Source organism: Streptomyces sp. NPDC093064 (assembly GCF_044754605.1).
Taxonomy (GTDB): Bacteria; Actinomycetota; Actinomycetes; order Streptomycetales; family Streptomycetaceae; genus Streptomyces.
Window position 1 is genome coordinate 300,333 of the sequence record NZ_JBIVPK010000003.1, and the last position, 26,649, is coordinate 326,981.

Genomic DNA, 26,649 nt, shown 5'->3' on the forward strand with positions numbered 1-26,649 from the left:
CCCGGCCGGCAGGCCTCGCCGGGGCATCGTCGGAGGCCGGAAATCCGTTCCCTCCCACAGTGCCCGCCCACCGGCCGGACCGGTAGACCCCGGGCGGCGCGGGGCCGCCCTCTACTGCGGACAGTAGGGCCCGCTGCCGTACGGGCCCCTTTTTTCGGTTGTCCGACTCCGGCTCAGCGGTTCACGGCCTGGATCTCCTGAACCATGACGTCCTGGGTGTTGCCGAATGTTCCCTCGGGCAGATTCCCGTCGGTGCCGCCGGTACCCGTCCAGTGGATCTTCCAGGTGATGGTGGCCCTCAACCGGTACGAGCCGTCGCCCGACGACCGCAGGTACTTCACTCCGCAGGGCGGCGTCCGGTCGGCCTTCCCCTTGGCGTACGCCTCACCGATACGGCCACCGTTGATCGCGCAGACCCCCGAGGCGGGGTAGGTCTCGGCGTCCGCCGTACCGGGATCGATCTTCAACGAGACCGGCTCGGCGGTGGTGGTCGCGGAAATCCCCAGCACCGGCACGGAAGCCGTCACGGAAACCGGCCTGAACCGCGCCCCGTCCAGCCACGCCCAGGTCGGCAGATTCACCTTGGTCGCCCCCGCCGGGGCAAGCGTCACCTCGGTACCGGGGACACGGATCTCGTTGTAGGCGAGTTCGGCGAGGATCCGTGGGGTCACGGCATTCTCGATGTTCGCGGGCGGTGCAGTGCCCTGGTCGACCCAGAAGATCGGCTCGTCGCACTTGTCCGACCCGGCGGGAAGTCCTTGTTGACGTACGAGTCCCACCAGTAGCCCTTGCCGGACTTGTCCTTGTTGAAGTCCTTGTACGGGTGACCGTCGACGTACCGGTCACGCTGCTGGGCGTCCCACTCGTGCCCGGTGGACTCGGCCTCCCAGATCGGCTCCAGGTACTTCTGCAGTTGCTCCGGCGTGTACTTGGGGGCATACCAGCAGGCGGGCGGCGTCCAGGACGAAACCGGGGCGACCGGTCCCACGGAGCTGCCGGTGCCGTTCTTGGAGCGATCGAAGACAATGCCTCCGGCCGTCGCGGAGATCGTGTCACCGTCGGCTCCGCCCGAAGCGGCGGTGTCGCTGCCGCCATTGGTGCTGCCGCCGTGCCCGTAGCCCGCCCATACCTGTGTCGGGCAGAGCAACAGCGCGGCTGTGGCGGTGACGACGCCTGCGCGCCGCAGCTTGCTCAGGGCTGACATACGGAGCTCCCCCGCTGCGACATCAGCTTCTCAGTGACCCAGATGCCTTGCTTGTTGACTCGCAGTCGGCTGCTGTAGAGGACGTAGTTGTCCTTCGACTGCGGGGTCACCTCCGTCTTTCCGGTTTTCAGGCTCTTGTTGTACGCCTTGTTCTGGTCTTCGCAGTAGACGAGGCTCGCCGTTCCGCCATCGTTGACCTGGACCTTGACGGCGTAGTACCGCTTGGCGCCGGTGATCCGGTCCTTGTAGTCCACGAACTCCTGGATGAACTTCTCGCTTCCCGCCGCCGCCTCACCCTCTGAGTAGAAGCGATACCCCTTGTCGAGCGGCTTCTGCTCGGCGATCGCCATGTCCACTGCCTTGATGAGCTGCTGGCTGTCGTAGAGAACGGCGTCCTTGGCCTTGTCGCCCGTCTTGGGCCACTCGAAGGTGTAGGTGAGATCCGACGGCAACGCGATCTCCGGTCGCCCCGCCGTCGCGGACGGAGTCGGGGAGGCCGGCGTCTCCGTACCCGTACCCGTGTCCGCGCCCGCGATCTTGTCGTTGGCTTTGGCGCCGCCGCCGCTCCCGCCGCAACCGGCGAGGAGCAGAACGGCCGCCGTGCCGGCGACGACTGTGGTGAGCAGGCGGGTTGGACGGCGGGTCACAGCAGGCTCCTGGTGGGGCAGGTGGGTTGGGCGAAACAGCCGACACGCTACCGAGATCACCTACACCCACACCAGCGCGAGCCCTCGCTCCCGCACAGCTTCCTCACCAAGTGAGCTACAGCCGGCCCGCTACCGAGATCACCCGCGCCCACACCACGAGGCCGACGGCTCACCGTCCCTGCGTGGGTTTACGCAGGGACGGTGAGCCGTGTAGGGCTGAACCGTCAGCCGAGTGTGGGCAGAGCCTTGCGGGGTGGGACCGCGTTCAGTAGGTCCGCCGCCAGCGACTCGCCGGTGTTCGCGTCGATGAAGCTGACGCGGACCACCGGATCGCCGGGGGTGTCGCGGCCGGCGGTGGCGTCCAGGGCGAAGACCACGGAGACCGGCCGCGCGTTCTCCCGCGTGACGTACACGCCCGAGTACAGCAGGATCCGCCAGCCGTCCTCCTCCCAGTGGTCCAGCAGACCCGACCGGACCACCGGGAACGCGGTCTGCCAGGCGAGGGAGTTCTCCAGCAGTTCGACGCTGGCGGCGACCGGCACACGCTCCCCCGGCTCGCTGCCGAAGAGCGGATGCCCGAAGACACGCAGCCTCAGCCGACGCAGCGGCAGCAGCCACCACCGGTCCAGGTCGACCGACAGCGCCACCAGTACGGCCACCGCCACGGCCAGGAACACGAGCGAGCCACCGGGCCGTTCGGTGAGCGTGGACCACCAGGCCCCGTGTGCCACCGCCGCCGTCGCGCCGCCCACGAGCACCAGAGCGGCGCGCGCGAACGCGCGCCAGGTGATCGGGGTGTCCTCGTTGGCGGAACAGCCGCAGGACGACTCCGGTGCCAACGCCCGGCCGTAGCCGAGATAGCCGAGGAACCCGGCCCCGAGGACGGCGGTGGCCACGCCCGGCACCGGGTTCGCCGGTACGGCCAGCAGCCCCGCGGCGAGCAGGAGTTCCACGGCGCCGGTGCCGCGCAGCACCAGCGCCGCCCGCTCGCTGCTGCGCAGCATCCGGGCCAGCGCCATCTTGGGTGCCCGGCGCGCGGTGTCCCGGTCGAAGAGCTTGACCGCGCCGGTCCACCCCAGCAGACCCGCAAGGACCAGTGGTACGAGGCCCGTTGTCAGTGAGAGCATCCTTCCCTCCCCTTCTCCTCCTCGGATCCGGCCGTCAGTGCCCGACTGAGATACGGACGACGTCCACCGAGTTGTCGGACGGCCGCCAGGCCCCGAGCACCTGGGCGCTCTGTCCGATACGCAGCCGGGACAGGTCCGAGGTGAGCGCGCGCCCCGCGTAGGAGGCGTTCGTCGTGTCCTGACGGACGTGGCCGACGATCTCGTGCTGCCCGTGGGAGAGGTGCACCCGGTTCTTCGCGATGCCCCGGATCGTGGTGTCGAGGTTCACGATGTTCACCCACACCGCGTCGGCGGCGACGGTGCCGTCCGGCATCGGGACGCCCCGCGCGTACAGCCCGTCCCCGATCTCGATCTCGGCCGCGGTGGTGGGCCGGACCTTCCAGACGCTGGTGACGTTGGTCATCTGGACCCGGGAGTGGTCGCCGTAGGATCCCGCGACCTCCAGGACACTGCCGGTGATACCGGTGATCCGGCCCTCCACGAAGGCCGACTTGGGGATCGCCGGGTCGAGCGACGGCTCGGCGGCGAAGGCCGCGTCGGCGTCGAAGCCGCCGAGGGCGGACGCGCCGACGATGGTGGCGCCGCTGAGCGCCGCCGTGGTGAGGAAGCGCCGCCGGCCCAGGCCGCCGTCGTCCTTCTGACGGTACGTCATGACGAACTCCCCCTCACTCGTAGATGTAGACCGGCAGCTTGCCGGAGCTGAGGTTGCCGATCGCCGAGAAGGCGGCCGGGGTCAGGTCCAGGACGCGGTTGGTGCGGCAGGCGCCGTTGCAGCAGGTGGCCTCGCCGCACCAGTCCTTGGTGCGCGGTCCGCAGTCGGTGATCGTGATGCAGACGGTGGCGCCGGAGCACTGGTGTCTGATGTTCATCACCGCACCGCAGCCGCGTCTGGGGATGTTCTCGCCGCACAGGTCGGGCCGGGTGATGTTCCAGCATGCCTGTGACGCGTTGGGCCAGGCGCCGTGATTCGCGCTGGACCGGCAGTTGCCGCAGGCGCCGCCACCTGCGCTGCCGCACGGACCCCAGGAGGATCCGCAACAGAACCAGCTCGTTTCACCGGCCCATAGGCTGGTCGATCCGCAAGCCATCGTGCCGTCTCCCTTTGTCGCTGAATGACGCGCGTGAATGAAATGACGCATGCATGACAATTTCAGTGCGAGGGTTGTGCGCACAAAGCACCCCCATGATGCGCCTGTCTACGCGCGTTGGCCAGAAGGCGGTGGACGTTCAGTTCTTTAATTCCGGCGCCGCCGAGAGATGCCCGATCCTCACTTCTCAGCCATAGATCACGACGATTTCGCCACTACAACCCCAAAGGATCTTCACAAAGATCGTCGGCGGCTCGATCGCCTTGCTCTGCTCCACCAGCCGACTGATCCGCCGGTGACGATACGTCGCACGTTCTCGCCGGTCTGGTCGGCCGCCGGGGCCGGTCTCTCACCGAGAGGCCGGCCCCGGACGTCTATCCGGCGTGCGCACCGCGCCGGGTCTTGGGCCGGCTGCGTGACGAACCGTCCGGCCACAACTGGGGCTTGCGCTTTGCCGCCACGTCCTCCATCCAGCCGAACCAGACGATGCAACTGCCGATGAGCAGCCAGGTGATGGCGAGGACCGGCCAGGAACTGTTCAGAAGCCAGGAGACGTGCTCCTCCAACGCGTCGATGCGCCACAGCTGGTCCCACCAGGTGGAGGCGACGAGGATGCAGATGTTGTGCCAGAGGTAGATAGTCACCGCACGGGAGTTGAGCAGTGTGATGAGGCGGTCGAAGGGGCGCAGCCAGCGGGGCCACTCCGACCAGGAAGGGCTGACGTGGAGAAGCAACAGCACTGTCGCGAAGGACCACAGGGACTGGGCGAACGGAATGTCATCCAGGTCGTGGCCCTCCTTGAAACCGTGCGTCAGCGCGTACCACAGGCCCAAACATGCGATCGCCGGCACCACGGACGGGACCATGTAGCGGGGGATGCGTTGCAGAATGCCTTGCTGGTGGGCCATGCCCAGGATCCAGCAGGCACCGAACGTACTGAAGTCGGTGAGTGCGGACGGGAAGCGTTCGCCTGGCAGGTGGAGGTAGTTGAACTCGAACGCCGCCGACAGGGCGATCGGCGAGAGAATGGTCACCAACGGCAGCGAACGCAGGGCCTTCAGAAGGAACGGGGACAGCAGGACGAACCAGAGGTAAGCGCGGATGTACCACAGGGGTCCTGCCAGTTCCGCGGCCCAGTCGTCGCCGAGGACCCCGTGGACCCCGTGCAGGCCGTCGGCATACGGCGGGTCGCTGAGCGGAACGATCCAGTACGTGAGGTGGAACCACCACCAGCCGGGGTGCCCGTCGCTGTTCGGACCCCATCCCTGCAACACCATGCCGCTCACGCCGATCGCACCGAGCAGCCACAGCGGCGGCAGCAGACGGCGCATCCGGCTGCGTATGACCTGCACGGGCGGGCGCTTGAGGGAGCGGGCCATGAGGTTGCCCGCCAGTGCGAACATCACTCCCATGGACGGGAAGACCACGGGCAGCCAGGCCCAGCCCATCAGGTGATAGAAGACGACGCGGAAGAGCGCCACCGCGCGTAGCAGGTCGAAGTAGCGGTCGCGGACGGGGACGCGCCGGGGCTGCTCCGCCGGCGCCGGCGGGTTGGTGTCGTCCGTCCCTTGCGGCAGGGTGGGTGCGGTCACGTGCGGGGCTTCCTGGGAAGTTGATGCCGGAATGGACGACGCCGGGAAATGCGGCGGAAGATAGGGCGACTGTGGAGGCGTCGCCCGGGAAGGGAACGGCGGATTCGACATCAGACCGTCCTCCCGCCGACTGCAGGCTGGTGCTGGGTCGACCCGGTCGGCGGCGTGGACACTCCGCCCGTGCGCCGCAGTTTCTGCCAGCGCAGCCGACCGCCGGTGAGCGCCGTCATCCAGGACCGGAGCAGGACGACGTACATCAGTTGCCGATAGAGGATCTGCTGGAGCGGCAGCGAGATGAGGTGGCTCATCCGCTCACGGTCCAGCCGGAAGGCATACGCAGCGCAGATCGCCTGCACCGCGAGCACGCCGAGCCAGGCACCGACGGTCTTCTCCGTAGGGCCGAACAACAGTCCGTACAGCAGGAAGACGTCGATCAGGGGGGCAAGCAGTGGCGCCACGACCATGAACAGGGAGACGAGTGGAAGACCGACGCGGCCGAAGCGGCCCGAGGGGCCCCGCTCCAGGACGGCCCGGCGGTGCTTCCAGATCGCCTGCATGGTGCCGTACGACCAGCGGTACCGCTGGGACCACAGCTGCTGCACGGACTCCGGGGCCTCGGTCCAGGCGCGGGCGTTCTCCGCGTACACCACCCGCCAGCCGTCGCGGTGCAGCGCCATGGTGACATCGGTGTCCTCGGCGAGCGTGTCTTCGCTCATGCCGCCGACCCGCTCCAGCGCGCTGCGCCGAAAGGCGCCGACCGCTCCGGGGATCGTCGGCATGCAGCCGAGCATGTCGTACATGCGGCGGTCGAGATTGAAGCCCATCACGTACTCGATGTGCTGCCAGGCCCCGATGAGCAGGTCCTTGTTCCCCACCTTCGCGTTACCGGCAACCGCCCCCACCTTCGGGTCGGCGAAGGGCTGCACCAACTCGCGGATGGTGGACGGCTCGAACACGGTGTCGCCGTCCATCATCACGATGATGTCGTACCGGGCGTTGGCCAGGCCCCGGTTGAGTGCGGCCGGCTTGCCCGCGTTGAGCTGCCGGATGACCCGCACGCCCGGCAGGTTCAGGTTCTCGACAATGCGGGCCGTACCGTCGCTGGAACCGTCGTCGATGACGAGCACTTCGATCGGATGGTCGCTCGCCACGAGCGAACGCACCGTGTTCTCGATGCACTTGGCCTCGTTGTACGCCGGGACGAGGACCGACACCGGCCGGGTGATCGGCGCGTCGGGGCCCCAACGGAAGTTCTTCTTGCGTACCCGGCGGGCGTGCGCTCCGGAGAGCAGCAGCATCAGGCCGAAGCGGGCGAGGACGAGGGAGCCGATGACGGCGAGGCCGACGACCAGCGCGCCGGTGAGTTTGTCCGAGGCCTGAACCAGGAAGATCCAGGCCCGGCCCTTCCACAGTTCGGCGCCGGCGACCGGGGTGTGCGCGCTGGGTGCGCCGAGGGCCTCGGTGAGGTTCTGGAACTTGTAGCCCTTGGCCTGGAGGTCGGGCAGGAACCTGTCGAGCGCCTCGACGGTCTGGTGCCGGTCGCCACCGGAGTCGTGCATCAGGACGATGGCGCCGTCGCCGTGCTTCGGGGTGGCCCTGCGGATGATCTCGTCGACACCCGGCTTCTGCCAGTCGTCGCTGTCGGTGTTGTTGAGGACCGTGAGGTAGCCGCGGGAGCCGACGTACTTGGTGACCGGCCAGGACGCGTTGTCCATCGCGTCGGCGAAGGACGAGTACGGCGGCCGGAACAGCGACGTACGGATGCCGGCGGCGCCCTCCAGGGCCATCTGGTTCTGGGAGAGCTGCCAGTCGATGCCGCTGGGCGACTTGTAGGACAGGTCGGGGTGGTTGAAGGTGTGCAGCCCGATCTCGTGTCCCTCGCGCACAATGCGCCTGACCATGTCCGGGTACTGCGAGGCCATGGTGCCGGTGATGAAGAACACCGCGTGCGCGTTGTGCTTCTTGAGCACGTCGAGCACCTTTGGGGTCCACTCGGGGTCGGGACCGTCGTCGAAGGTGAGGACGAGCCGTTGCTTGGGCACGCTCAGGCTGGCGGCCTTGCCACTGCGGGTGTCGATGACCGGACCGCCCTCGAGGATCTCCTCGGGCACCTTGTCGTAGGCGGCCTCGGGCCTGATGCGGTAGTCGGCGAGGATCTCGCTGTGCACATAGCCGCGCAGCATCAGCATCGCGGTCATGGCGACCAGCAGCATGACGGGGAGCACCCAGCGCATGGGCAGTCGGCGGCGTCGCAGATTGACGTGTGCCGGGGCACGCTGGGATCGCCCGTCGCCGCTGGAAGAGCGGCGACGGTTGGAACGGGAGGCCATCAGAGGACGTTCTCCGGAGAGTGGTTGGGTGTGACGCCGGGCCGGTCGGCGGCCGGGCCGGTGGCGACGGGGTTCGCCGTGGGGGCTCCCCCGGCGTTGTTGGTGGTGACGCCGCTGCCGCCGGAATCGCCGGGCTTGCTGGTCGCGGTCGGGTCCGGGCCGGGATCGGCCGAGCCCGCGTCGGTCGGCGGTGTGTTGGTGTCCGGGGACGAGCCGGTGCCCCCGGTGGCGGGCGGCACGCTGCGGTCCGGGGTGGCCTTCTTCGTGCTGGACACAGAGGGCGCGGGGTTGCTCGGCGCGGCGGGTGTCCCGCCGGACACGGCCGGGGCTCCCGTCACGGCGGTGGATCCCGCGGGCGGGTTCACATCGGTGCTCGGGACGGTGGGGGCGGAGGGGGCGGTGGCGGCCTCGGGCGAACTGCTGGTTTCCGGGGACGGGCTCGTGGCATCCGACTGCCGCGGGGACTCCTTGACCTTGCTCGCCGGCTGATCGTCGGCGCCCGGGACCGGGACCGGTACCCAGGGCGCGGCGGCGTTGCCGGACAGCAGGGTGACGACGATGACGACCGCGTAGACCGCGCAGGCGAGGCCGATGGCCATGCCGAGCCGGCGGAAGCGGCGGCTGCGGCGGCCGGACTCGTCGACGAAGACGGGCCGGTCGGCCTCCTTGCCGACGGGGCCGGCCGAGCCGAGGGTGCCGCCCGGCCGCATGCTCACGGCGTCGAGCTGCACGGTGACCTCGTGCGGGTCGTGGGTCTCCCACGGGTCCTCGACCTGCACCCGCAGGGGGCCGGTGCCGGCGGGGCCGTTGCCCACGCCCGCCGACACCCCGGGTGCCGCGGCGCTCGACGCTCCGGACAGCACCTGGGTCTCCGCGGCGGCCGCGGGTCCGGGGAGCAGCTGGGTCTCAGCGGCAGCCGCCGAGCGGGGGAGTATCTGCGTCTCGGCAGCGGCAGCCGATCCGGGGAGCATCCGCGTCTCCGCAGCGGCCTCCGGGTCGGCCGTCATCCAGGTGTCCGCCATCGGCCCCGACCCGGGCAGCACCTGGGTCTCCGCCGCGGCCGCCGTTTCGGCGGGGCGGCCCTTGTCGAACCAGGAGCCCTCCGCCGAACCCGTGTCCCGGCCCTCGCCGGCTCCCTGCGGGCGTCTCCGCGCACCGCCCTGACCGGTCGTCGGCCAGGCGGCCGTCCGTCCGGCGGCATCCGGCCACGCGCCCCGGTCACCTGATTCCGGCGCCGCTTCGGAGTGATGGCCTGATTCCGGTTCCGCGTCGAGAGCGTCACCGGTTATGGGTGACTCGCCCGGGTCCACGGCCCCGGCCGTCTCGCGGCCCGCTCCGGACAGCGATCCGGATCCGCTCGGTTGGGCGTGATCTGGCCATTTGTCGACGCGCACGTACTTTCCCCCCAGGGGCATGACTTCCAGGTGGGCTTACGAATCCGGGCCTACGTACTGTGGTCGGGCCAGGACCCCCACCCGGCCCGAGCGCTCCCCTTATCACAGTGCACCCGGGTCCCTGAATGTATCGCATGTGGCCATGCCATGGAGATCGGTCTCAGATGTGTGCACCCATCATGAGCGCGTCCATGGCCGGAATCCACCCCTCCACCGGTCTGTTCAACCAACCTTCCTCGTCCGCCAGTTCGGCGGCAGAACGCCTGAGCGCTTCCAATCCAGGATGAAACAGCCCTTTTCGCCACACCAGCGACACCGGCGACAGCGGAACAGGTTCGACGAGAGGCCGCAGAGCCGTCTGGGGCATCGCCGGAAAGTCGACCACGGCGAGGATCGGGTTCCGGTGCTTGGCCATGATCCGCCGGAACTCGGCCACGCCGATCGCGAGCGGAGCGGGCGGTGCGATGCCGATGCCGCGCCCCTCGAACAGGTCACGCGCGAGGTCGGTCCACTCCGGCGTGCGGGGATTGCCCGCGCCCGCGTACACGGTCTCCCCCGCCAGGGCGTCGAGCGGTACCTGCTCCAGGTGCGCGAGCCGGTGCCCTTCGGGCAGGATGACGGCCATCCGCTCGTACCGCACGGGCTGGTGCAGCAGTCCCTGCCGGACCACGGGATCGAGCCCGGCGAACCGTCCGAACGACGCGTCGAGCCGGCCGGCCAGGATCTCGGCGGCGGCACCGGTCAGGCCGCTCTCGAAGCGGGTCATCAGTTCCAGGTGCGGGACACGGGAACGCGCCCGGTCCAGCACCCGCTCCCCGAACAGGCCCGGGCTGTTGACGTCGACGAGCAGCGGCCGGTCCGGCTCGCCCTTACCGAAGGCGTCGAGCAGCGCGCGCTGCGCCTGAAGCACCCGGCGGGCGTACGGCAGCAGCCGGGTGCCCTCGGAGGTCAGCATGACCTGCCGGGTGGTCCGTACGAACAACACGGCGCCCAACTCCCCTTCCAGCCGCCGAATGTCGCGACTGAGGGCTTGCTGGGCGACGTACAGCCGCGCGGCGGCGCGCGTGAAGTGCAGTTCCTCGGCGACGGCGACGAAGGCGCACAGCAGGCGGGGGGCGATCCCCTCGGCGGGGAGGTACGGCGGTCCGGGTTCGGCAGGCACCGGCCGAACTTACAACGCAGATGCGTCAATCGCACCCCATCAAGTGTTGGACCGCAGGTCAGCGCAGGGGCGACGGTGACGTCATGCCGAAAACCCCTGTCCCACCCGCCCCCTCGGCCTCCACCCCGACCGCTCCGACCGCCTCGGACGGCCGCACCTCCCTACTCGCCCCCTACCGCCGTCTGTTCACCCTCCCCGGCACCCGTGCCTTCACCGCCGGGAACCTGATAGCCCGGCTGCCGTCGGGCATGTTCGGCGTGAGCGCCGTCGTCATGATCGCCGGTACGCGCGGCTCGTACGCGCTGGCCGGCGCCGTCACCGCCGCCGGCCTCGCGGCAACCGCGGTGACCGCACCCTGGATCGCCCGGCTGGTGGACCGGTACGGACAGGCCCGGATCGCCGTACCCGCCACCGTCTGCGCGGTCCTGGGCAGTCTGGCCCTCCTGCTCTGCGTGCGCTACGACGCCCCCGACTGGACCCTGTTCGCCGCGTACGCCGCCACCGCGACCACCCCCAACACCGGCGGCATGTCCCGCGCCCGCTGGGCGCACCTGCTGAAGTCCGACCCCGAGGCCCTGCACACCGCCAACTCCTTCGAACAGGCCGCGGACGAGCTGTGCTTCATGCTCGGCCCGGTCCTCGCGGCCTTCCTCACCGGGACGTTCTTCCCGGAGGCCGGCACACTGGTCGGCGCCGTACTGCTGCTGACCGGCATCCTCGTGTTCGCCGCCCAGCGCTCGACCGAGCCGCCGCCGAGTCCCCGCACTCCCGCGCGGGCGCCCCTGCGCGCCCCCGGAATGCCGGCCCAGCTCGCCGTGTGCCTCGCCATGGGCGCGGTGTTCGGCGCGATGGAGGTCGTCACCGTGGCGTTCGCGGACGAGCAGGGCCATCGGTCGGTGGCGGGCGTGGCACTCGGCCTCCAGGCGGCCGGTTCGTGCGTGGCCGGGCTGGTGTACGGGGCCCTTCGACCGGCGGGCCCGGCAGGACGGCGACTGCCGTGGTGCGTGGCGGCGATGACGGCACTCATGACGCTGCCACTGCTGGCCGCAGCGCTGACCGGTTCACTGCTCGCGCTGTCCGGGGCGCTGCTCGTCGCGGGTACGGCCACGGCGCCCACCATGGTCACCAACATGGCCCTGGTCCAGCAACGCTCCCCGGAGGGCCGCCTCAACGAGGGCATGACCCTCGCGGTCACCGGCCTGCTCGGCGGCATCGCCTGCGGCAGCGCGACCGGCGGCTGGATGGTCGAACACGTCTCGGCGACGGCGGGTTACACGGTCCCGGTGACGGCGGCGGCGGTCGCGCTGCTGATCTCAGTGAGCGGCGTACGCAAGGAACTCTGACCAGGCGTCGGCGTTCACCGCGAAGCGCGGGCTGTCGACACCGAGTTTGGAGTCACGGACGTGGATGATGCGGGGGGAGGCGGCGACTTCGACGCAGGCACTGCCTTCGGAGTCGCTATAACTCGACTTGAACCATGACAGTTCGTCGCTCACAGCTCCTCCGCCACCTTCCTGGTGAACTGGGCAGACTCCCCCACACTAAGCGCCTGCATGCGGATCATGCCATAGCGCTGAGTCAATGTACTGAGCTTGTTTCCGTCAGAGTAAAGGGCGCCTGTCGACTGCCCGTCGACAAAGGCGTAGCGCTCGTGATCGGCGGTCTCCACCAGCACCATCGGCCCACTGAGCGCCGCCGTGGGAGCGGTGGAGAACGGAAGTACCTGGATCGACAGGTGACGCCGCCTGCCGACTTCCGTCAGGTGCTGGCACTGCTTGCGCATCACGTCCCGGCCACCGACGACCGAGCGCAGCGCGGCCTCGTGGACCACGAAGCTGAAGTGCGTCGGTGGTTTGCTGGTCAGCTTCTCCTGCCGCTTCAGTCGCGCCGCGACCCGCTCGTCCACCGTCTCCTCGTCCAGGGGAGGGCAGTTACTGCTGATCAGCGCTCGCGCATACTCCGGAGTCTGGAGCAGGCCGGGAATCAACAGGGGCTCGTACCACTGGACCGTGATGGCCTCGGCCTCCACCAGCACGTACTGCTGCGTACGTTGGGGGAACGGCTCGGGTTTCAAGAACTCGTGCGCGGCCGACAACTTGCCTCGTGCACCGCAGAGTTGATCCGCGACCTGCAACAACCTCAGCGTTGGCCGACGCCGCCCGCACTCCATCGACTTGACGTACTCGTAGTCGTAGCCGGCCTCTTCGGCCAGGGCCTGCCGGGTGACCTGGGCCTCCTCCCGCCACAGCTTGATCTGCCCACCGCAGTAACGCCAGTTCTGCTGCGCCTGCTGGGAGTCCCCCGTAGCCACGCGCCCTCACCCGCCTCCCGCCGCCGCACCGTGTACAGCCACGCTGCGTACCCGACCCGCTACTTCCGAGGCTAGGCACAGGCCAGCAGCATTTTCCCGCCGAACGACGGAGAATCACACGCAAGGAACCAGCCCGTATGCCGACGCCGCACCGCTCACCCACCGCGCTCCCCCAGGACATCGAGTTCCGCTTCGCCCGCGACGCGCGGAGCGTGGGCCGGGCCCGGGTGCTCCTGCGCGAACAGGCAACGTCGTGGAAGCTGCCCGAGGAGGTGACGGAGACGGCGGTGCTCCTGCTCAGCGAGCTGATGACGAACGCCTACCGCCACGCGAAGGCGCCCGGCCGGGAGATCCGGGCGCGCTGCGTACTGAGCGAGGAGGGCCGCCTGCGCATCTCGGTCACGGACGCGAACGACACGCTGCCGACGCCCCGGGAGGCATCACCGGAGGACGAGTCGGGCCGGGGCCTGACTCTGGTGGAGACACTGGCGAACGACTGGGGCGCCGAGCCCCGCCCCGGCGGCATCGGCAAAGCGGTGTGGTTCGAGCTTGAGCTGGGCCCTCGAGCGACGGCAGAGATGTGATGTCAGCGCTGCCAGTACCGTGGGCACCGGAAGCCCACCTGAAGGAGCCCGGCGTGACCACGCAACCCGAACAGGGGCACGAGCTCGTCCCACGCCCCGAACGAACCCCTGAAGCCGTCCGCGTCGCCCTGGCCCGCGTCGCTCCGCACCGGCTGGGCGAGATGGAACAGCACAAGGAACAGGCTCTGGCCACGGCCATCCAGGACGGCAAGATCGGTCACTTGCAGCACTGGCTCACGCACTGGCAGGTCCAGGTCGAGATCGAGCGCCGGCCCGAACTCCACGCCCGCCACCATGCCGCCCTCGCGGCGATCAACGAGAGCGGCGACAGGAACGCCCCGGCATTCCGTACCGCGATGAACGAACTCCACGCGGTCGAGGCCGAGGCCCGGCGGGCGGTGTCGGCGTGACCTGGAGATGGGAGTACGACCCGGACGAGGCACACGTCGCCGGTGGCGCCCCGCCCGCCTTCGTGGCAGAGGTCGAGAAGAAGGCCGACGACTTGGTCGACGCCGCTGCGGCGTTCTACCTGGACGGCACGGCATACCAGGGCTTGGGGCCGAGGGGCGACATCGCCCACGTACCCGGCGGATTCTTCCTCTACCTGATCGTCCCCCGGCACGAATGCCTCTACGTCCACCAGGTGACCTACCTGTAAGAAGGCACCCCGCGACAGGCGGCGAGCGCGGGGCGTTCTGCGAGATCGAACTCCGCGCCGGCCCGGACAACGTCCGCCTGACCGTCCGCAACGACGGCGTCCCCGCCGGATCGCCCCCGCGCGCCACCCCGGCGCCCGGCCGCGGCACAGGCCTCCCCGGCCTCAGAGGCCGAGTCGCCGCACTCGGCGGAACCCTGCACGCCGGTCCGGAGGCCCGAGAGTTCTCCGTGACAGCCGTCCTGCCTCTGGAGTGACGCTGCGCGCAAGGCAAAGGCCCCGCCGCTCGAAAGCGACGGGGCCTTGCCCACATGGGTGAAGGAGGCTCGGGAGCCTCCCGATCGTGGAGATGGCGGGAATCGAACCCGCGTCCAACGGTGCGGAACCAGGGCTTCTCCGTGTGCAGTCCGCTTCGCTTTTCTCAGCCCCGAAGATCACGCGGACAAGTCTCCGACGGGCTCAGTCACTGTTTGGTTTCCCTCTTCACCCCGTGACCGGGATCAAGGTTTAGTCCCCTAGCTGATGCCAGGATCCGGGTCGGGAACAGCCCCGGGCTGACACTCCCTTTAGTAGGAGGCTCGCTCTGCTACCTGAGATCAGGCAGCGAGGGCGAAGGCCTGCTGGGAGGAATCGCGCTTGGTGTTGGCGATTATTTTTTTCGGCCTGTGGTTTACGAGATCATGGCCGCTTCCTCGACACGCTTCCCCTGCCTCGACAACCGCTGTCGAAACCGATCATCCCCATGTTGATTTTTCAAAGCCCCTCCGCAGAGGGGATCCGCACCGGCTTCGCGGTGCTGATGTCATCGTACGTGACCGACGCAGGTCCGTGCCAGCGTATTCCCCGCGTCCCGGACCTGCCGCTACGCCCGCTGCTTGCGCCGCGCCGCCGACACCGCGCGGTCCGTCTCACGGCGGTCCTGCTTCTCGCGGAGTGTCTGCCGCTTGTCGTACTCCTTCTTGCCCTTCGCCAGCGCGATCTCGACCTTGGCCCGGCCGTCCTTGAAGTACAGCGCCAAGGGGATGATCGTGTGACCCGTCTCCTGGGACTTCGACTCCAGCTTGTCGATCTCCTCCCGGTGCAGCAGCAGCTTCCGCTTGCGGCGGGCGCTGTGGTTGGTCCAGGTGCCCTGGCTGTACTCGGGCACGTGCACGTTGTGCAGCCACGCCTCGTGCCCGTCGAGCTGCACAAACCCGTCGACCAGCGACGCCCGCCCCTGACGCAGCGACTTCACCTCGGTCCCCATCAGCACCAGACCGGCCTCGTAGGTGTCGATGATGAGGTAGTCGTGCCGCGCCTTCTTGTTCTGCGCGATCAGCTTGCGCCCTTTTTCCTTAGCCATAGTGCCCCCCATTTTCGCACTACGGAGGGGGTGTGCGGGAAGCGTATTAAAAGGCGTGCCCGCCCGGACTAGGACGCCTCGCCCAGGCCCGTCAGAACCGTCTGCGCGCGTCGCAGCGCTTCCTGCCCGGCGTCCAGGTCCGGGGCGATGCCGTGGCCGTCCACGGCGTGCCCGCCGGGGGTGCGGTAGTGCCCGACCGTGAGCTCGGCGACCGAGCCGTCGGGCAGCCGGCTCGGCATCTGCACCGAGCCCTTGCCGAAGGTCCGCGAGCCCACGACGACCGCGCGGCCGCGGTCCTGGAGGGCGCCGGTGAGCAGTTCGGCCGCGCTCATCGTGCCGCCGTCGACGAGTACGACCAGGGGCCGGATGGTGTCCCCGCCGGAGCCGGCGTGCAGGGCGCGCTGGTCGCCGTCGACGTCGTAGGTGGCGACCAGGCCACCGTCGAGGAAGGCGGAGGCGGTGGTGACGGCCTCGGTGACCAGGCCGCCGGAGTTGCCGCGCAGGTCGAGGACGATCCCGCCGACGGCCGGGGAGCGGCGTACGGCGGTGCGGACCTTGTCGCCCACGCCCTTCGTGAACGCGGCGATCTTGATGATGGTCACGCCGCCCGTCGGCCGCCGTACCGTGACCGGGTCCGTCGACAGGCGGGCCCGGCGCAGCGTCTCGGTCCACGCGCGCTTGCCGCGTTGCAGGCCGAGGGTGACGGCGGTGCCGGCGGGCGCATCGTCGGCGTCTCCGCGCAGCAGCGCGACCACGTCGGTCACCGGAAGCCCGTCGGTCGGCTCGCCGTCGACGCTGCGCAACCGGTCGCCCCGGCGGATACCGGCGGCCGCCGCGGGCGAGCCCGCCCGGACCTTCGCCACCTCGACCCGGCCGTCCCGCCCGCGCCGCGTCGACAGTCCGACGCCGGTGTACTGGCCGTCCAGGGCCTCCTGGAACTCCTCGTACTCGCCCCGGGAGTAGACGGCGCCCCAGCGGTCGCCACTGCGGCTGACGGCACGTGCGGCGGCCTGCACGGGGGACTCGCCGACGGCCATGGCCTCGGCCGCCGCCCGGGTCACTTCCTCGGGCCGGCCCACGGGCACGGCCGAACCGGCCTCGCGCGCCTCGGACTTGCGGTCGTCGTGGCCGGGCAGGGAACCCGTCGCAGCGCCCGCCACCAGCACGCTCGCGAAGACCAATGTCAGGGCGGCCCCGGCGCGGCCGCGGCGGGGCTGGCGGAACAGGTCACGGCCCGACATGGCGGTGAGTCTAGGACAACGCCCAGAGGCCGTACGGTTGCTCGACCGTACGGCCTCTTTGGCGTGCGTCACACCTTCAGGTACTTGCGCAGCGCGAAGAACGCGGCCAACGCCGGCATCAGGACACTCGTCGCGAGGATGAGCGGCAGCTTCGTCAGCACCGCGTTCCAGCCGATGAAGTTGATCAGATTCAGCTTCTCCGACAGGGCGAGACCGTGGTCGATGATGAAGTACCGCGCGGTCACCAGGAATCCGCAGGCGACCCCGCCGCCGATCAGCCCGGCGACCGCCGCCTCCATGATGAACGGCGCCTGGATGTAGAAGCCGGAGGCGCCCACCAGGCGCATGATCCCGGTCTCACGCCTGCGACTGAACGCCGAGACGCGCACGGTGTTGACGATCAGCATCAGCGCGACGACCAGCATCAGCGCCATCACCGCGCGGGCAGCCCAGTTCATGCCGTTCAGCAGCCCGAAGAGGTTGTCCAGGATGCCCTTCTGGTCCTGCACTGACTGCACCCCGTCACGCCCGTTGAAGGCGCTCGCGATGACCCTGTACTGCTCCGGGTTCTTCAGCTTGATCCGGTACGACTCCTGCATCTGGTCCGGCGTGATGGTGCTGGCCAGCGGGGTGTCGCCGAACTGCTCCTTGTAGTGCTTGTACGCCTCGTCCTGCGACTCGTAGGTGACCTTCTGCACCACCGACATCTTGTTCAGGTCGGAGAGGATCGTCTTCTTCTGGTCCTCGGTGACCGCACCCTTGGCGCAGTTGGGATCACCCTGGGCGTTGCTCTTGTTGCAGAGGTAGATCGAGACGTTGACCTTGTCGTACCAGTAGCCCTTCATGTTGTTGACCTGGTCGCTCATCAGGAGCGACCCGCCGAACAGGGCGAGCGACAAGGCGACGGAGACGACGACGGCGAAGGTCATCGTCAGATTGCGACGAAGACCGACACCGATCTCCGACAGGACGAACTGGGCGCGCATGACGTCTGGTCAAGCCTTTCCGTCGTGGACTGGTCAGTGCTGGTAGCCGTAGACGCCGCGCGCCTGGTCTCGGACGAGACGGCCCTTCTCCAGCTCGATGACGCGCTTGCGCATCTGGTCCACGATGTTCTGGTCGTGGGTCGCCATCACCACGGTGGTGCCCGTCCGGTTGATGCGGTCGAGCAGCTTCATGATGCCGACGGAGGTCTGCGGGTCGAGGTTGCCGGTGGGCTCGTCACAGATGAGCAGCTTGGGCCGGTTGACGAAGGCGCGCGCGATGGCGACGCGCTGCTGCTCACCACCGGACAGCTCGCCGGGCCTGCGGTCCTCCTTGCCGCCGAGCCCGACGAGGTCGAGCACCTGCGGCACGGACTTGCGGATCTCGCCCTTGGACTTGCCTATGACCTCCTGAGCGAAGGCGACGTTCTCGGCGACCGTCTTGTTGGGCAGGAGGCGGAAGTCCTGGAAGACCGTGCCCAGCTGGCGGCGGATCTGCGGGACCTTCCAGTTGGAGACGCGCGCGAGGTCCTTGCCGAGGACGTGCACCTGGCCGTGGCTGCACCGCTCCTCGCGGAGGATCAGCCGCAGGAAGGTGGACTTTCCGGAGCCGGAGGACCCCACGAGGAACACGAACTCGCCCTTCTCCACTTCCAGGGAGACATCCCTGAGGGCGGGGTGGGTCTGCTTGGGGTAGACCTTGGAGACATTGTCGAATCGGATCACGGATGCACCACGTGTCGCCGGGGGTAGATGAGCGTGACCATACGCGAACCGAGTACGGGCGCGCAGTCGCCGGTCAGGGTTACGTGAGGGTTGTGTGTTTTTGTACGGGGCATATTCTCGCGGAGTTGGTACAAGGCCCGTGCTTGTGGAGCGACCCGCGCGCCGTCCCGGCGAACCTGGCATGGTGGGGAGGGAACGTTCGCGCGCGCGTGGGCGTTGACAGAGTGGAACCGGTGCAAGGAGGGCGAGCGCATGACGTACGACCGGCTGGTGTGCGCGAACTGCGCGGCGCCCGTGAGCGAGGGCCGGTGCCCCGTGTGCCGTGCGAACCGCGAGCGGCTGCAACAGGAGAACTTCTTCGCCGGGCTGAACCCGACGGCGCTGATCGCGCTGCTGGTGGTGCTGATCGCCGCGGTGGCGCTGCTGGCCCACCAGACCGTGTAGGACGCACACCGAAGACGACGTGCAGGGGCCCGGAGCTTGCCGCTCCGGGCCCCTGGTCATTCACTCACACGTACGCCCCGTACCGGATGCCACATACGGTGCGTACGCCGGTCGCCACGCTCAGGCAGCGGCGCCGCCGCGGCCCTCCATGAGGCGCGGCAGGAACCGGAAGCCGATACCGCCGGCAATCATCGTGGCCGCGCCGACCAGCAGGAACGTGGTCTCCGCGGCACCGGTCTCGGCGAGCTCCTGGCCGTTGCCCTGCGCGGACGGGTTGCTGTCCGAGCCGGTCTCGGTCAGGGCCGAGGAGCCCTGCTCCTGCGGGACGGTGTTATTGCCGCCGCCGTTGGGGGTGGTGCCGCCGTTGCCGCCACCGTTGTTACCGGAGCCGCCGCCGTTGTTGCCGCCACCGTTGTTGCCGGAACCGCCGTCGCCGTTGCCGCCACCGTTGTTACCGGAGCCGCCGCCGTTGTTACCGCCGCCGTTGTTACCGGAGCCGCCGTCGCCGTTGCCGCCACCGTTGTTACCGGAGCCGCCGTCGCCGTTGCCGCCACCGTTGTTACCGGAGCCGCCGTCGCCGTTGCCGCCACCGTTCTCGCCGGAACCGCCACCGTTCTCGCCGTTGCCGCCACCGTTCTCGCCGGAACCGCCACCGTTCTCGTTACCGCCGGTCTCACACGACGGGTCGACGACGATGTCGCAAGGGTTGCCCGGGTCTTCGTCGCTCGGGCCACCCTCGCCCGTCAGGGACACGTTGGCCTTGATGCCGGTGCCGCCGACGCCGGCGCTGACACCGAGGTCGAGGGCCGAGGCCGCGCCCGCGGCGGTCAGCGAGGCGCCGGCAGCGATCACGGCACCGGCCGCGATGCGCGCGACACGGACCCGCGTCTTCTTCGTCATATGGTTGCTACCCCCAGTAGCTGAATCGTCTTCGAGCGGCGCGCGGGGCAGTGATCAACGGGGGTAGTTGGCGCAGTGCAGATCCCCCCGGTTCACATGCGCCCCAGAAATGCGCATGCCACGTTTTACCTTTCCCGCTTTTCGGGGGACCGTCAAGGTCGTTGCGGGCGCGATGTCCAACTGTGCGTTGTTTGCACGTGGTTGGACTCTGTGAGCGTGACGTAAAACCCGGACATCGGCCAACAGAAAAGGCAACTGCCGCCAGTACAGCGGCAGTTGCCTTGTCGACAAAGGGTCGATTTCTGAATTCCCAGGCGGCTACTTGCCCTGGTCCTGCTGCTTGCGCCAGCGAATACCGGCCTCGAGGAACCCGTCGATCTCGCCGTTGAACACGGCCTCGGGGTTGCCGACCTCGTGCTCGGTGCGCAGGTCCTTGACCATCTGGTACGGGTGCAGGACGTAGGAGCGCATCTGGTTGCCCCAGGAGTTGCCGCCGTCGCCCTTGAGGGCGTCCATCTTGGCCTGCTCCTCCTGGCGGCGGCGCTCGAGCAGCTTCGCCTGGAGGACGTTCATGGCCGTGGCCTTGTTCTGGATCTGCGAGCGCTCGTTCTGGCAGGAGACCACGATGCCGGTCGGGATGTGCGTGAGGCGGACCGCGGAGTCCGTCGTGTTCACACCCTGGCCGCCGGGGCCGGAGGAGCGGTAGACGTCGACGCGCAGCTCGGACTCGTCGATGTCGATGTGGTCGGTCTGCTCGACGACGGGCAGGATCTCGACACCGGCGAAGGAGGTCTGCCGGCGCCCCTGGTTGTCGAAGGGCGAGATGCGCACCAGGCGGTGGGTGCCCTGCTCGACGGAGAGGGTGCCGTAGGCGTAGGGCGTCTGCACGGCGAAGGTGGTCGACTTGATGCCGGCCTCTTCTGCGTACGACGTCTCGTAGATCTCGGTCTTGTAGCCATGCTGCTCGGCCCAGCGCAGGTACATGCGCTGAAGCCGCTCGGCGAAGTCGGCGGCGTCGACGCCGCCGGCCTCGGCCCGGATGTTCACGAGCGCCTCGCGGGAGTCGTACTCACCGGAGAGCAGCGTCCGGACCTCCATCTCGTCCAGCGCCTTCTTGACCTCGACGAGCTCGGCCTCGGCCTCGTCGCGGGTGTCCGGGTCGTCCTCGGCCTCGGCGAGCTCGAAGAGCACACCGAGATCGTCGATCCTGCCGCGCAGGGCCTCCGCCTTCCTGACCTCCGCCTGGAGGTGGGAGAGCCGGCTGGTGATCTTCTGCGCCTCGTCGGGGTTGTCCCACAGGGAGGGCGCGGCCGCCTGCTCCTCGAGCACGGCGATGTCTGCCCTCAACTTGTCGAGGTCCAGAACGGCCTCGATCGACTCCATGGTCGAGGAGAGGGACTTCAGCTCTTCGGATACATCGACGACTGCCACGCATCCAGCGTAACGGCTCCGCCAACCGACAAACGCCGCACACCGTTCCTAGGGGCTGAGCGGGAGTGAGTCCCGGTGCCAGGACTCGTGCTCAGCCGTGTGCCCCGAACGGTTGTGGGCACACTGGTCGCCCGCTTTCGCTCCGCATCCGGGCGGCACGGATCGTGTCCGCGGTCCGGGAACGCGGGGGCGGGGTCCCTCGCACCCCGGGCTGCCCGGTCGGGCCTGCACGGTCCGATGCCCCGCAGCATCACTCCGGTGCTGCGAGGACGGTGCCGTCCGTCGCCGGATCGGGTATCCCAGGGCGCGTCGTCCGATCGCCACGGCGGCAGCGTCGTGCCGCGTGGCCTTCCTGTTCTTGCTGGTGAGGGGTTTTTGCCAGTGCTGGGCGCCCCAGCGGCTGGTGTAGGCCGGGTCGACGGCGACGACAGCGACGCCCAGCTCGGCGGCCATCGAAACCAGTCTGGCCCGCAGTCTGGCGGTGGGCAGGCCGGAGATGAGCGTGCGGAAACGCTTGCGGCGCCCGTGCTTCTCCCGGGTCGTCTCCGCTGAGAAGTCCAGGTCCTCGATCGCGAGGGCCAGGCCGTGACGGGCGGCCCAGTGCAGCAGACGGATCAGCCCGTGGCGCACCTGCGCGTCGCGGTGGCCCGCGCTGCCGGTCAGGGCGTAGTCGAAGCGGCGGGGCGCGCCGACGGGGTTGCCGTGCTCGTCCAGGCGCCAGGCGGCCAGGTGGTCGGCGTTCATGTCCACCCCCACCAGCCCGCCCGCGCGGACCGCCTCCAGCGGCACCGTCTGCATCTGCGGGGTCTGCCAGGAGGCGGTCACGTACCAGCGGTTGCGGTCTACGTCGTAGTGGATGCGGTAGGCCACGGCCCGGTTCGCGGCGACGCGGTCAGCCCACTGCTCGCCGCGGTGGCGGAAGACAGCCCGGCAGGCGAGCACGTACCTGCCGTGGGGGGCGTTGGCCAGGTCGGCCAGCGGCGCCGGGAGCTTGATGCTCACTTCACCGTCCGGTGAGACGCGGATCGTCTCGTTGCCGTACCGCTTGCCGGACTCGCCGTCGGCCTGCAGGAACCACCGCTGGGCCTGCCACCGCAGCCGCCAGTCGGCCTCGCTCATCTGGGCATCCTGAAGGTGGTGCCGGGCGTGAAGCAGCTTCCTGCCGCCGCGCACCACGCGCACTCGTCCGGCCTCCCAGTCGGCCCCTACCTGCCGCAGCCGGTCCTCAAGCACGTGCAGGCGCCGGGCCTTGGCGAACCACTCCCGCCGGGAGCGGTAACCGCCCGGCGCGCCCCGGGAGCCCTTGGCCCCGAGGGGCTGCGCGAGCCGGTGCCTGATCGTGTCGATGCCCGCCCGGAGACTCTGAAGGTGGGCGAGCTGCCCGCGCCGGGCCAAAGCCCACTGATCGTGCGTGGCCCGGGTGATGCTGCCCGCCCAGCGGGAGGACGACTGGCCGGTCAAAGCCTGCTTGCGACGCGCCCACTGCTCGCCGTCGTGGCCCAGGCCCGCCGCGCAGCGCGCCCTCAGATCGCCCGAGGCCAGCGAGCCGAGCAGAGTGCCGACCCGACGTAGCACCGCCTCGTCCTGCCCGGACAAGCCCTTGAGACCGGAGCGGACCGCCACCCCGGACGGGCCGGGCACCACGAACGCCGCCGCTACCTCACGCAACCCGCCCACACCTCACCCCGCCCGACACCGAAGGACTCCTTACCGCACCCAACGACCACCCCGGTCAAAGGTCACGCATTCGAAACCAGAACGCCCGTCGCCTTTCCACGCCGCGCACCGTCGCCGCGACGCTCACTCATGCACGCCAGAACATGCTCAGCCACTATCGACCGACAGCAGCTCACAACCCCTGCCCCCTCGGGACCCACCACGGCACCGGCGTATGCGCCACCTACCCCGCCCTGGGGCTCCGTCCCAGACCCCGACGGGGCTGCGCCCCGGGTGCCTACCCACCCGACTCGGTGGAGGAGAGGGGGAGGGGTGGCCCCGGAGGGGCGGTGTGGGGCGAGTTGCGCCCGGTAACGGCGGACCATGGGGGCGGGCACCCGGCCGTGGCGCGCCATGGTGGACGGGTACGCCCCGGAAGCGGCGGGCCGCGGAGGAGAAACCGGGGCGCAGGGGGCAAAGCCCCCTCCCGGGGTCTGGGACAGAGCCCCAGGACCGAAGCCCCTCACCCACCGAGACGGGCGGGCGGTGGGCGGAGACGGGGCGAAGCCCCAAAAACCGAGACCGCTGTCACGGAGACGCCGACTGCCCAGGCTCCCGCGGCGCCACATCCGCCCCGTCCCCCGACGACGCCCACCACACCCCCGCCCCGAGCACTCCCGCGACCACCACCCCCGCGACTCCCAGCGTCACCCGCCGCCGCCGCGCCGCGGCCCGGTGGCGCGCGGCGGAACCAGGCCTCGGCGCCCCCGCCGCCCGCGGCACCCGCGCCGTCCCCCGCGCACCCCCCGCCAGCTCGTCCGGCGCCGGCACCCGCATCGACGTATGCGTGTCCCGGTTGGAGTCCGGCTTCGCCCCGGGCACCAACGGGACCGCTCCCCGTCGCCGCACCCGCTCCTCGGACCTGCCCCCAGCCCCGGCCCCGCCCCCGGCCGGATCCGCCGGCCGGTCGGACGACGCCTCCTCGCCCGCCTCCTGCGAAGACTCCGCCTCCGGCTCGTCCACATCCAGCGGTGGCATCCCCACGAGCATCGGCTGGAGCTCCCTGAGCCGGGCGCCCAGCTCCGAGGCCCGCAGCCGCGACGCCGGCGCCTTGGCCAGGCACTGCACGATCAGCCGCCACAGCTCGTCCGGGATGCCCGGCAGCGGCGCCACCGTCTCCGTGACGTGCCGGCGCAGCACCGCGCCCGGATGCCCGCCGCCGAACGGGGTGAAGCCCGCCAGCAGCTCGTACAGGACCGTGGCCAGCGCGTAGATGTCCACGGCGGCCCGCGGGGGCAGCCCCTCCACGATCTCCGGCGCGAGATAGTCCGGCGTACCGATGATCTTCGTCGCCCGGGTCCGCTTGGGCGAGTCGATGAGTTTGGCCACACCGAAGTCGGTCAGCAGCGCCGGGTGCGCGCCGCCGGGGCCGAGCGGCCCCTCCATGTCCAGCAGCACGTTCTCCGGCTTGACGTCCCGGTGCACCACCCCGGCCGCGTGCGCCGCGGCAAGCCCGTCCGCCACATCGGCCACGATCGCCACGGCCGCCTCGGGCGCCAGTCGCCGCTCCCGCTCCAGCCGGGTGCGCAGGTCCGTACCGCGGACGAGGTCCATGACGAGGGCCAGGTCGTTGCCGTCGACCACCAGGTCCCGTACGGAGACCACGTTCGGATGCTCCAGGCCCAGCAGCGCCGTCCGCTCCTGCACGAAGCGACCCACGAGTTCCTGGTCGGACGCGAGGTCCTCGCGCAGCAGCTTGACGGCGACGGGGCCGTCGGGTCCTTCGCCGAGCCACACCGTGCCGGCGCTGCCCCGCCCCAGGATCTGGTTGGCGGTGTACCGGCTGCCGATCTTCCGTGCCAAGACTGCTCCTACAGACGCGTGTTGCCGACAAAGCTACGCGTCCGGCGAGCCAACCCTCACCACGGAGCCGGAATTCACCCCCCGGCTGTCGACAAATCCCCAGACTCGCGCCCGGGCCTGTCCTAGTTGCCGTTCAGGCTCTTGACCCAGTCGCTCACCGTGCCGACCCAGGAACCCAGTTGGTCCCAGTAGCCCCTGCCGGTCCCGATCCAGTGCTGCAACGGGGTCAGTTCCCAGATGAGCCAGCCGGCCACCACCAGGATGACGATCGTGACCAGGCAGCCCTTGAGGCAGCCGAGACCGGGGATCTTCATCGGGTTCGCGCTGCGCTGCCGCGGCGGCCTCGGCTCGCGCACCGGCTGCCGGGGCTCCGGCTGGGCGGGCGGCGCGTACCGCTGGGGCTGGGGCGCGTACCGCTGGGGCTGTTGCTGCTGATAGCCGCGACCGGGCTGCGCCTGGGGACGCTGCGGCTGCTGCTGGGGCCGGGCGACCTGCCGCTGGGGGCGGCGGCGCAGCGGGTCCTCGCTGGGGTCCAGGTACTGGACCTGTGTCTGCTCGTTGCGGTCGCGGGCGGCGCGCAACTGGTTCTGCCAGGGGTGCGGCTGATCGGGCTGCTGGTCCCCGTACGGCCCGCCGGGGCCGTTCATGTCGCCCGGCGCCCCCTGCGGCATCGGCGGCATCACGCGCGTGGAGTCGCCGCCGTGAGCGGGCAGCGCGGTGGTCGGGTCGGCCGCGCCGGCCGGGCCACCCGTGTGCGGCAGGAAGCTGGTCGCCGCGTTCGGGTCGTACGAGGCCGCGCCCTGCGGCAGCACCTGCGTGGGGTCGGCGGCGCCGACCACGTCGGGAGCGGGCACGCTCGCGGGCGCCGGGTCGGGCGCCAGCAGCGCCCCCACGGCCTCCGCGGCGGCGATCTGCGCGGCGCCTGCATGCACGCCCACGCCGTCGGCGACGACGCGCAGCCCCTGGGCGAGGTTCTCGGCGCTGGGCCGTTCGTCGGGGTTCTTGCGCAGGCAGCGTTCGATGACCGTCCACAGCGGGTCGGGAATGGTGGACGGGCGGCGTGGTTCGGCACTCAGGTGCTGGTGCAGGACCTCCAGCGCCGATCCGCCGGAGAACGGCGGACGGCCGGTGACCAGCTCGTACAGCAGGATTCCGGCGCCGTAGACGTCGACCGCGGAGTTCTGCGGCCGGCCCTCGGCGGACTCGGGCGCGACGTACGCGGGCGTGCCGACGAACTCGTGGGTGCGGGTGAGTCCGGGCGAATCGGCCAAACGGGCGATGCCGAAGTCGGTCAGCATCGGGTGCATCTGCTCGCCGTCCTGCCTCAGCAGGACGTTCGCCGGCTTCAGGTCGCGGTGTACGACCCCGTCGGCGTGGCTCGCGGCGAGCGCGTCGGCGATCTGGGCGGTGAGCAGCGCGGCGCCCACGGGCGTGAAGGGGCCGTTCTCGCGCAGGTAGCGGTGCAGGTCGGGGCCGTCGACGAGGTCCATGACCAGCGCCAGCAGATCACCCTCGACCACCAGGTCGCGCACCCGCACGATGTTCGGGTGGGTCAGCCGGAGCAGGACGGACCGCTCCCGCAGGAACCGCATCACGATGTCGGAGTCGTTCGCCAGCTCCTCCTTGAGGACCTTGATGGCGACGGTCTCACCGGGCTGCCCGGGCACGGCTGCCTCCGCGCCCGCCGCCTCCCTCTGGCGGGCTCGCCAGACGGTCCCGGTGGCACCGCGTCCGAGCGGCTCCTCCAGGAGGTACTTGCTGCCTACCGGCCGCACGTCATGCGCTCCCTGTTGCTTGCTTGCCTGAACCCGCGCTTCTGGGGCGTCCCGCGGGTGCTGCGACCCGCCGCGCGGGTGTTCCGACCCACTTTAGTGCCGCCCTCCGCGGTACCGGGCGGTCGAGCTGCCGCGCCCGTGCCGCCGCCCGCGCCGCACCGGCTCCTTCCACGGCGACGTACGCACGGGGCCCC

The 26,649-nt window shown here is 70.1% G+C and carries 24 protein-coding genes, 1 other RNA gene and 1 pseudogene; 5 read left to right on the forward strand and 21 right to left on the reverse strand.

What is annotated here, in order from left to right:
* Positions 1-173: 173 nt before the first annotated feature.
* The 9 genes and pseudogenes from ACIQFZ_RS06140 to ACIQFZ_RS06180 form a co-directional block, all read right to left on the reverse strand.
* A pseudogene (locus ACIQFZ_RS06140) lies at positions 174-1,204 on the reverse strand (hypothetical protein).
* Positions 1,192-1,851: a hypothetical protein gene (locus tag ACIQFZ_RS06145; protein ID WP_402690723.1), complete on the reverse strand. Its 660-nt coding sequence runs from the start codon at positions 1,849-1,851 to the stop codon at positions 1,192-1,194. Before ACIQFZ_RS06145 ends, ACIQFZ_RS06140 begins: the two are co-directional and overlap by 13 nt.
* Before the next feature lie 224 nt (positions 1,852-2,075).
* On the reverse strand, positions 2,076-2,978 hold the full coding sequence (locus ACIQFZ_RS06150) for a MauE/DoxX family redox-associated membrane protein (RefSeq protein ID WP_402690724.1): 903 nt from the start codon (positions 2,976-2,978) through the stop codon (positions 2,076-2,078).
* A gap of 34 nt (positions 2,979-3,012) precedes the next feature.
* Entirely contained in the window at positions 3,013-3,630 is a 618-nt protein-coding gene (locus ACIQFZ_RS06155; RefSeq protein WP_383057882.1) for a cell wall protein, read from the reverse strand.
* 13 nt (positions 3,631-3,643) lie between these two features.
* Positions 3,644-3,847 (reverse strand): RlpA-like double-psi beta-barrel domain-containing protein, encoded by a 204-nt coding sequence (locus tag ACIQFZ_RS06160; protein ID WP_324838204.1) that lies wholly within the window; start codon positions 3,845-3,847, stop codon positions 3,644-3,646.
* Positions 3,848-4,440: 593 nt separating this feature from the next.
* Positions 4,441-5,658, reverse strand: coding sequence for an acyltransferase (locus tag ACIQFZ_RS06165; RefSeq protein WP_402690725.1), 1,218 nt, complete (start codon positions 5,656-5,658; stop codon positions 4,441-4,443).
* Positions 5,659-5,768: 110 nt separating this feature from the next.
* Complete coding sequence (locus tag ACIQFZ_RS06170) at positions 5,769-7,988, reverse strand: glycosyltransferase (protein ID WP_402690726.1); 2,220 nt, start codon at positions 7,986-7,988, stop codon at positions 5,769-5,771.
* On the reverse strand, positions 7,988-9,382 hold the full coding sequence (locus tag ACIQFZ_RS06175; protein WP_402690727.1) for a hypothetical protein: 1,395 nt from the start codon (positions 9,380-9,382) through the stop codon (positions 7,988-7,990). The genes ACIQFZ_RS06170 and ACIQFZ_RS06175 overlap by 1 nt, the downstream gene beginning before the upstream one ends.
* Positions 9,383-9,542: 160 nt before the next feature.
* A complete protein-coding gene (locus ACIQFZ_RS06180; protein WP_402690728.1) occupies positions 9,543-10,544 on the reverse strand; it encodes a LysR family transcriptional regulator in 1,002 nt (333 codons plus the stop codon).
* 83 nt (positions 10,545-10,627) lie between these two features.
* Between ACIQFZ_RS06180 and ACIQFZ_RS06185 the strand changes: the two genes are divergently transcribed.
* Positions 10,628-11,887: an MFS transporter gene (locus ACIQFZ_RS06185; protein ID WP_402690729.1), complete on the forward strand. Its 1,260-nt coding sequence runs from the start codon at positions 10,628-10,630 to the stop codon at positions 11,885-11,887.
* On the opposite strand, the gene ACIQFZ_RS06190 is transcribed toward ACIQFZ_RS06185, so the two are convergent.
* Positions 11,858-12,040 (reverse strand): DUF397 domain-containing protein, encoded by a 183-nt coding sequence (locus ACIQFZ_RS06190; protein ID WP_376650854.1) that lies wholly within the window; start codon positions 12,038-12,040, stop codon positions 11,858-11,860. The genes ACIQFZ_RS06185 and ACIQFZ_RS06190 overlap by 30 nt on opposite strands.
* On the reverse strand, positions 12,037-12,855 hold the full coding sequence (locus ACIQFZ_RS06195) for a helix-turn-helix domain-containing protein (protein ID WP_402690730.1): 819 nt from the start codon (positions 12,853-12,855) through the stop codon (positions 12,037-12,039). The genes ACIQFZ_RS06190 and ACIQFZ_RS06195 overlap by 4 nt, the downstream gene beginning before the upstream one ends.
* Before the next feature lie 137 nt (positions 12,856-12,992).
* Between ACIQFZ_RS06195 and ACIQFZ_RS06200 the strand changes: the two genes are divergently transcribed.
* From ACIQFZ_RS06200 to ACIQFZ_RS06210, 3 genes are read left to right on the forward strand one after another with little or no spacing between them, the layout of a single operon-like run.
* Complete coding sequence (locus tag ACIQFZ_RS06200; RefSeq protein ID WP_402690731.1) at positions 12,993-13,439, forward strand: ATP-binding protein; 447 nt, start codon at positions 12,993-12,995, stop codon at positions 13,437-13,439.
* 53 nt (positions 13,440-13,492) lie between these two features.
* Entirely contained in the window at positions 13,493-13,849 is a 357-nt protein-coding gene (locus ACIQFZ_RS06205) for a DUF6247 family protein (protein WP_383057874.1), read from the forward strand.
* Positions 13,846-14,097, forward strand: coding sequence for a hypothetical protein (locus ACIQFZ_RS06210; RefSeq protein ID WP_383057873.1), 252 nt, complete (start codon positions 13,846-13,848; stop codon positions 14,095-14,097). Before ACIQFZ_RS06205 ends, ACIQFZ_RS06210 begins: the two co-directional genes overlap by 4 nt.
* Positions 14,098-14,435: 338 nt before the next feature.
* Here ACIQFZ_RS06210 and ssrA read toward each other — a convergent pair.
* From ssrA to ftsE, 5 genes are all read right to left on the reverse strand, one after another.
* Positions 14,436-14,836: a transfer-messenger RNA gene (gene ssrA / locus ACIQFZ_RS06215) on the reverse strand.
* Between the two features lie 120 nt (positions 14,837-14,956).
* A complete protein-coding gene (gene smpB, locus ACIQFZ_RS06220; protein WP_383057872.1) occupies positions 14,957-15,436 on the reverse strand; it encodes an SsrA-binding protein SmpB in 480 nt (159 codons plus the stop codon).
* 68 nt (positions 15,437-15,504) lie between these two features.
* A complete protein-coding gene (locus tag ACIQFZ_RS06225) occupies positions 15,505-16,677 on the reverse strand; it encodes a S41 family peptidase (protein WP_402690732.1) in 1,173 nt (390 codons plus the stop codon).
* A gap of 68 nt (positions 16,678-16,745) precedes the next feature.
* Positions 16,746-17,663 (reverse strand): permease-like cell division protein FtsX, encoded by a 918-nt coding sequence (ftsX, locus tag ACIQFZ_RS06230; RefSeq protein WP_365420451.1) that lies wholly within the window; start codon positions 17,661-17,663, stop codon positions 16,746-16,748.
* A 33-nt stretch (positions 17,664-17,696) separates the two neighbouring features.
* A complete protein-coding gene (gene ftsE, locus ACIQFZ_RS06235) occupies positions 17,697-18,386 on the reverse strand; it encodes a cell division ATP-binding protein FtsE (protein WP_225078664.1) in 690 nt (229 codons plus the stop codon).
* A gap of 252 nt (positions 18,387-18,638) precedes the next feature.
* Between ftsE and ACIQFZ_RS06240 the strand changes: the two genes are divergently transcribed.
* The gene (locus ACIQFZ_RS06240) at positions 18,639-18,830 is read left to right on the forward strand and encodes a hypothetical protein (RefSeq protein WP_141360499.1); all 192 of its coding nucleotides are present in this window, start codon (positions 18,639-18,641) and stop codon (positions 18,828-18,830) included.
* Between the two features lie 120 nt (positions 18,831-18,950).
* Here ACIQFZ_RS06240 and ACIQFZ_RS06245 read toward each other — a convergent pair whose 3' ends face one another.
* The 5 genes from ACIQFZ_RS06245 to ACIQFZ_RS06265 form a co-directional block, all read right to left on the reverse strand.
* Positions 18,951-19,730 (reverse strand): hypothetical protein, encoded by a 780-nt coding sequence (locus ACIQFZ_RS06245; RefSeq protein WP_402690733.1) that lies wholly within the window; start codon positions 19,728-19,730, stop codon positions 18,951-18,953.
* Positions 19,731-20,048: 318 nt separating this feature from the next.
* Complete coding sequence (gene prfB, locus ACIQFZ_RS06250; protein ID WP_376605246.1) at positions 20,049-21,161, reverse strand: peptide chain release factor 2; 1,113 nt, start codon at positions 21,159-21,161, stop codon at positions 20,049-20,051.
* Positions 21,162-21,209: 48 nt separating this feature from the next.
* The gene (locus tag ACIQFZ_RS06255) at positions 21,210-22,838 is read right to left on the reverse strand and encodes an IS200/IS605 family accessory protein TnpB-related protein (protein ID WP_402690734.1); all 1,629 of its coding nucleotides are present in this window, start codon (positions 22,836-22,838) and stop codon (positions 21,210-21,212) included.
* A gap of 567 nt (positions 22,839-23,405) precedes the next feature.
* Positions 23,406-24,680 (reverse strand): serine/threonine-protein kinase, encoded by a 1,275-nt coding sequence (locus ACIQFZ_RS06260; protein WP_383057868.1) that lies wholly within the window; start codon positions 24,678-24,680, stop codon positions 23,406-23,408.
* A 122-nt stretch (positions 24,681-24,802) separates the two neighbouring features.
* The gene (locus ACIQFZ_RS06265; RefSeq protein ID WP_402690735.1) at positions 24,803-26,455 is read right to left on the reverse strand and encodes a protein kinase; all 1,653 of its coding nucleotides are present in this window, start codon (positions 26,453-26,455) and stop codon (positions 24,803-24,805) included.
* Positions 26,456-26,649: the final 194 nt, after the last annotated feature.

Excerpts from the sequence above, each read along its gene's own strand:
- ACIQFZ_RS06225 (WP_402690732.1), bottom strand. The coding sequence starts at position 16,677 with ATGTCGGGCCGTGACCTGTTCCGCCAGCCCCGCCGCGGCCGCGCCGGG.
- ACIQFZ_RS06170 (WP_402690726.1), bottom strand. The coding sequence starts at position 7,988 with ATGGCCTCCCGTTCCAACCGTCGCCGCTCTTCCAGCGGCGACGGGCGA.
- ACIQFZ_RS06245 (WP_402690733.1), bottom strand. The coding sequence starts at position 19,730 with ATGACGAAGAAGACGCGGGTCCGTGTCGCGCGCATCGCGGCCGGTGCC.
- ACIQFZ_RS06185 (WP_402690729.1), top strand. The coding sequence starts at position 10,628 with ATGCCGAAAACCCCTGTCCCACCCGCCCCCTCGGCCTCCACCCCGACC.
- ACIQFZ_RS06200 (WP_402690731.1), top strand. The coding sequence starts at position 12,993 with ATGCCGACGCCGCACCGCTCACCCACCGCGCTCCCCCAGGACATCGAG.
- ACIQFZ_RS06150 (WP_402690724.1), bottom strand. The coding sequence starts at position 2,978 with ATGCTCTCACTGACAACGGGCCTCGTACCACTGGTCCTTGCGGGTCTG.
- ACIQFZ_RS06160 (WP_324838204.1), bottom strand. The coding sequence starts at position 3,847 with ATGAACATCAGACACCAGTGCTCCGGCGCCACCGTCTGCATCACGATC.
- smpB (WP_383057872.1), bottom strand. The coding sequence starts at position 15,436 with ATGGCTAAGGAAAAAGGGCGCAAGCTGATCGCGCAGAACAAGAAGGCG.
- ACIQFZ_RS06240 (WP_141360499.1), top strand. The coding sequence starts at position 18,639 with ATGACGTACGACCGGCTGGTGTGCGCGAACTGCGCGGCGCCCGTGAGC.
- ftsX (WP_365420451.1), bottom strand. The coding sequence starts at position 17,663 with ATGCGCGCCCAGTTCGTCCTGTCGGAGATCGGTGTCGGTCTTCGTCGC.
- ACIQFZ_RS06155 (WP_383057882.1), bottom strand. The coding sequence starts at position 3,630 with ATGACGTACCGTCAGAAGGACGACGGCGGCCTGGGCCGGCGGCGCTTC.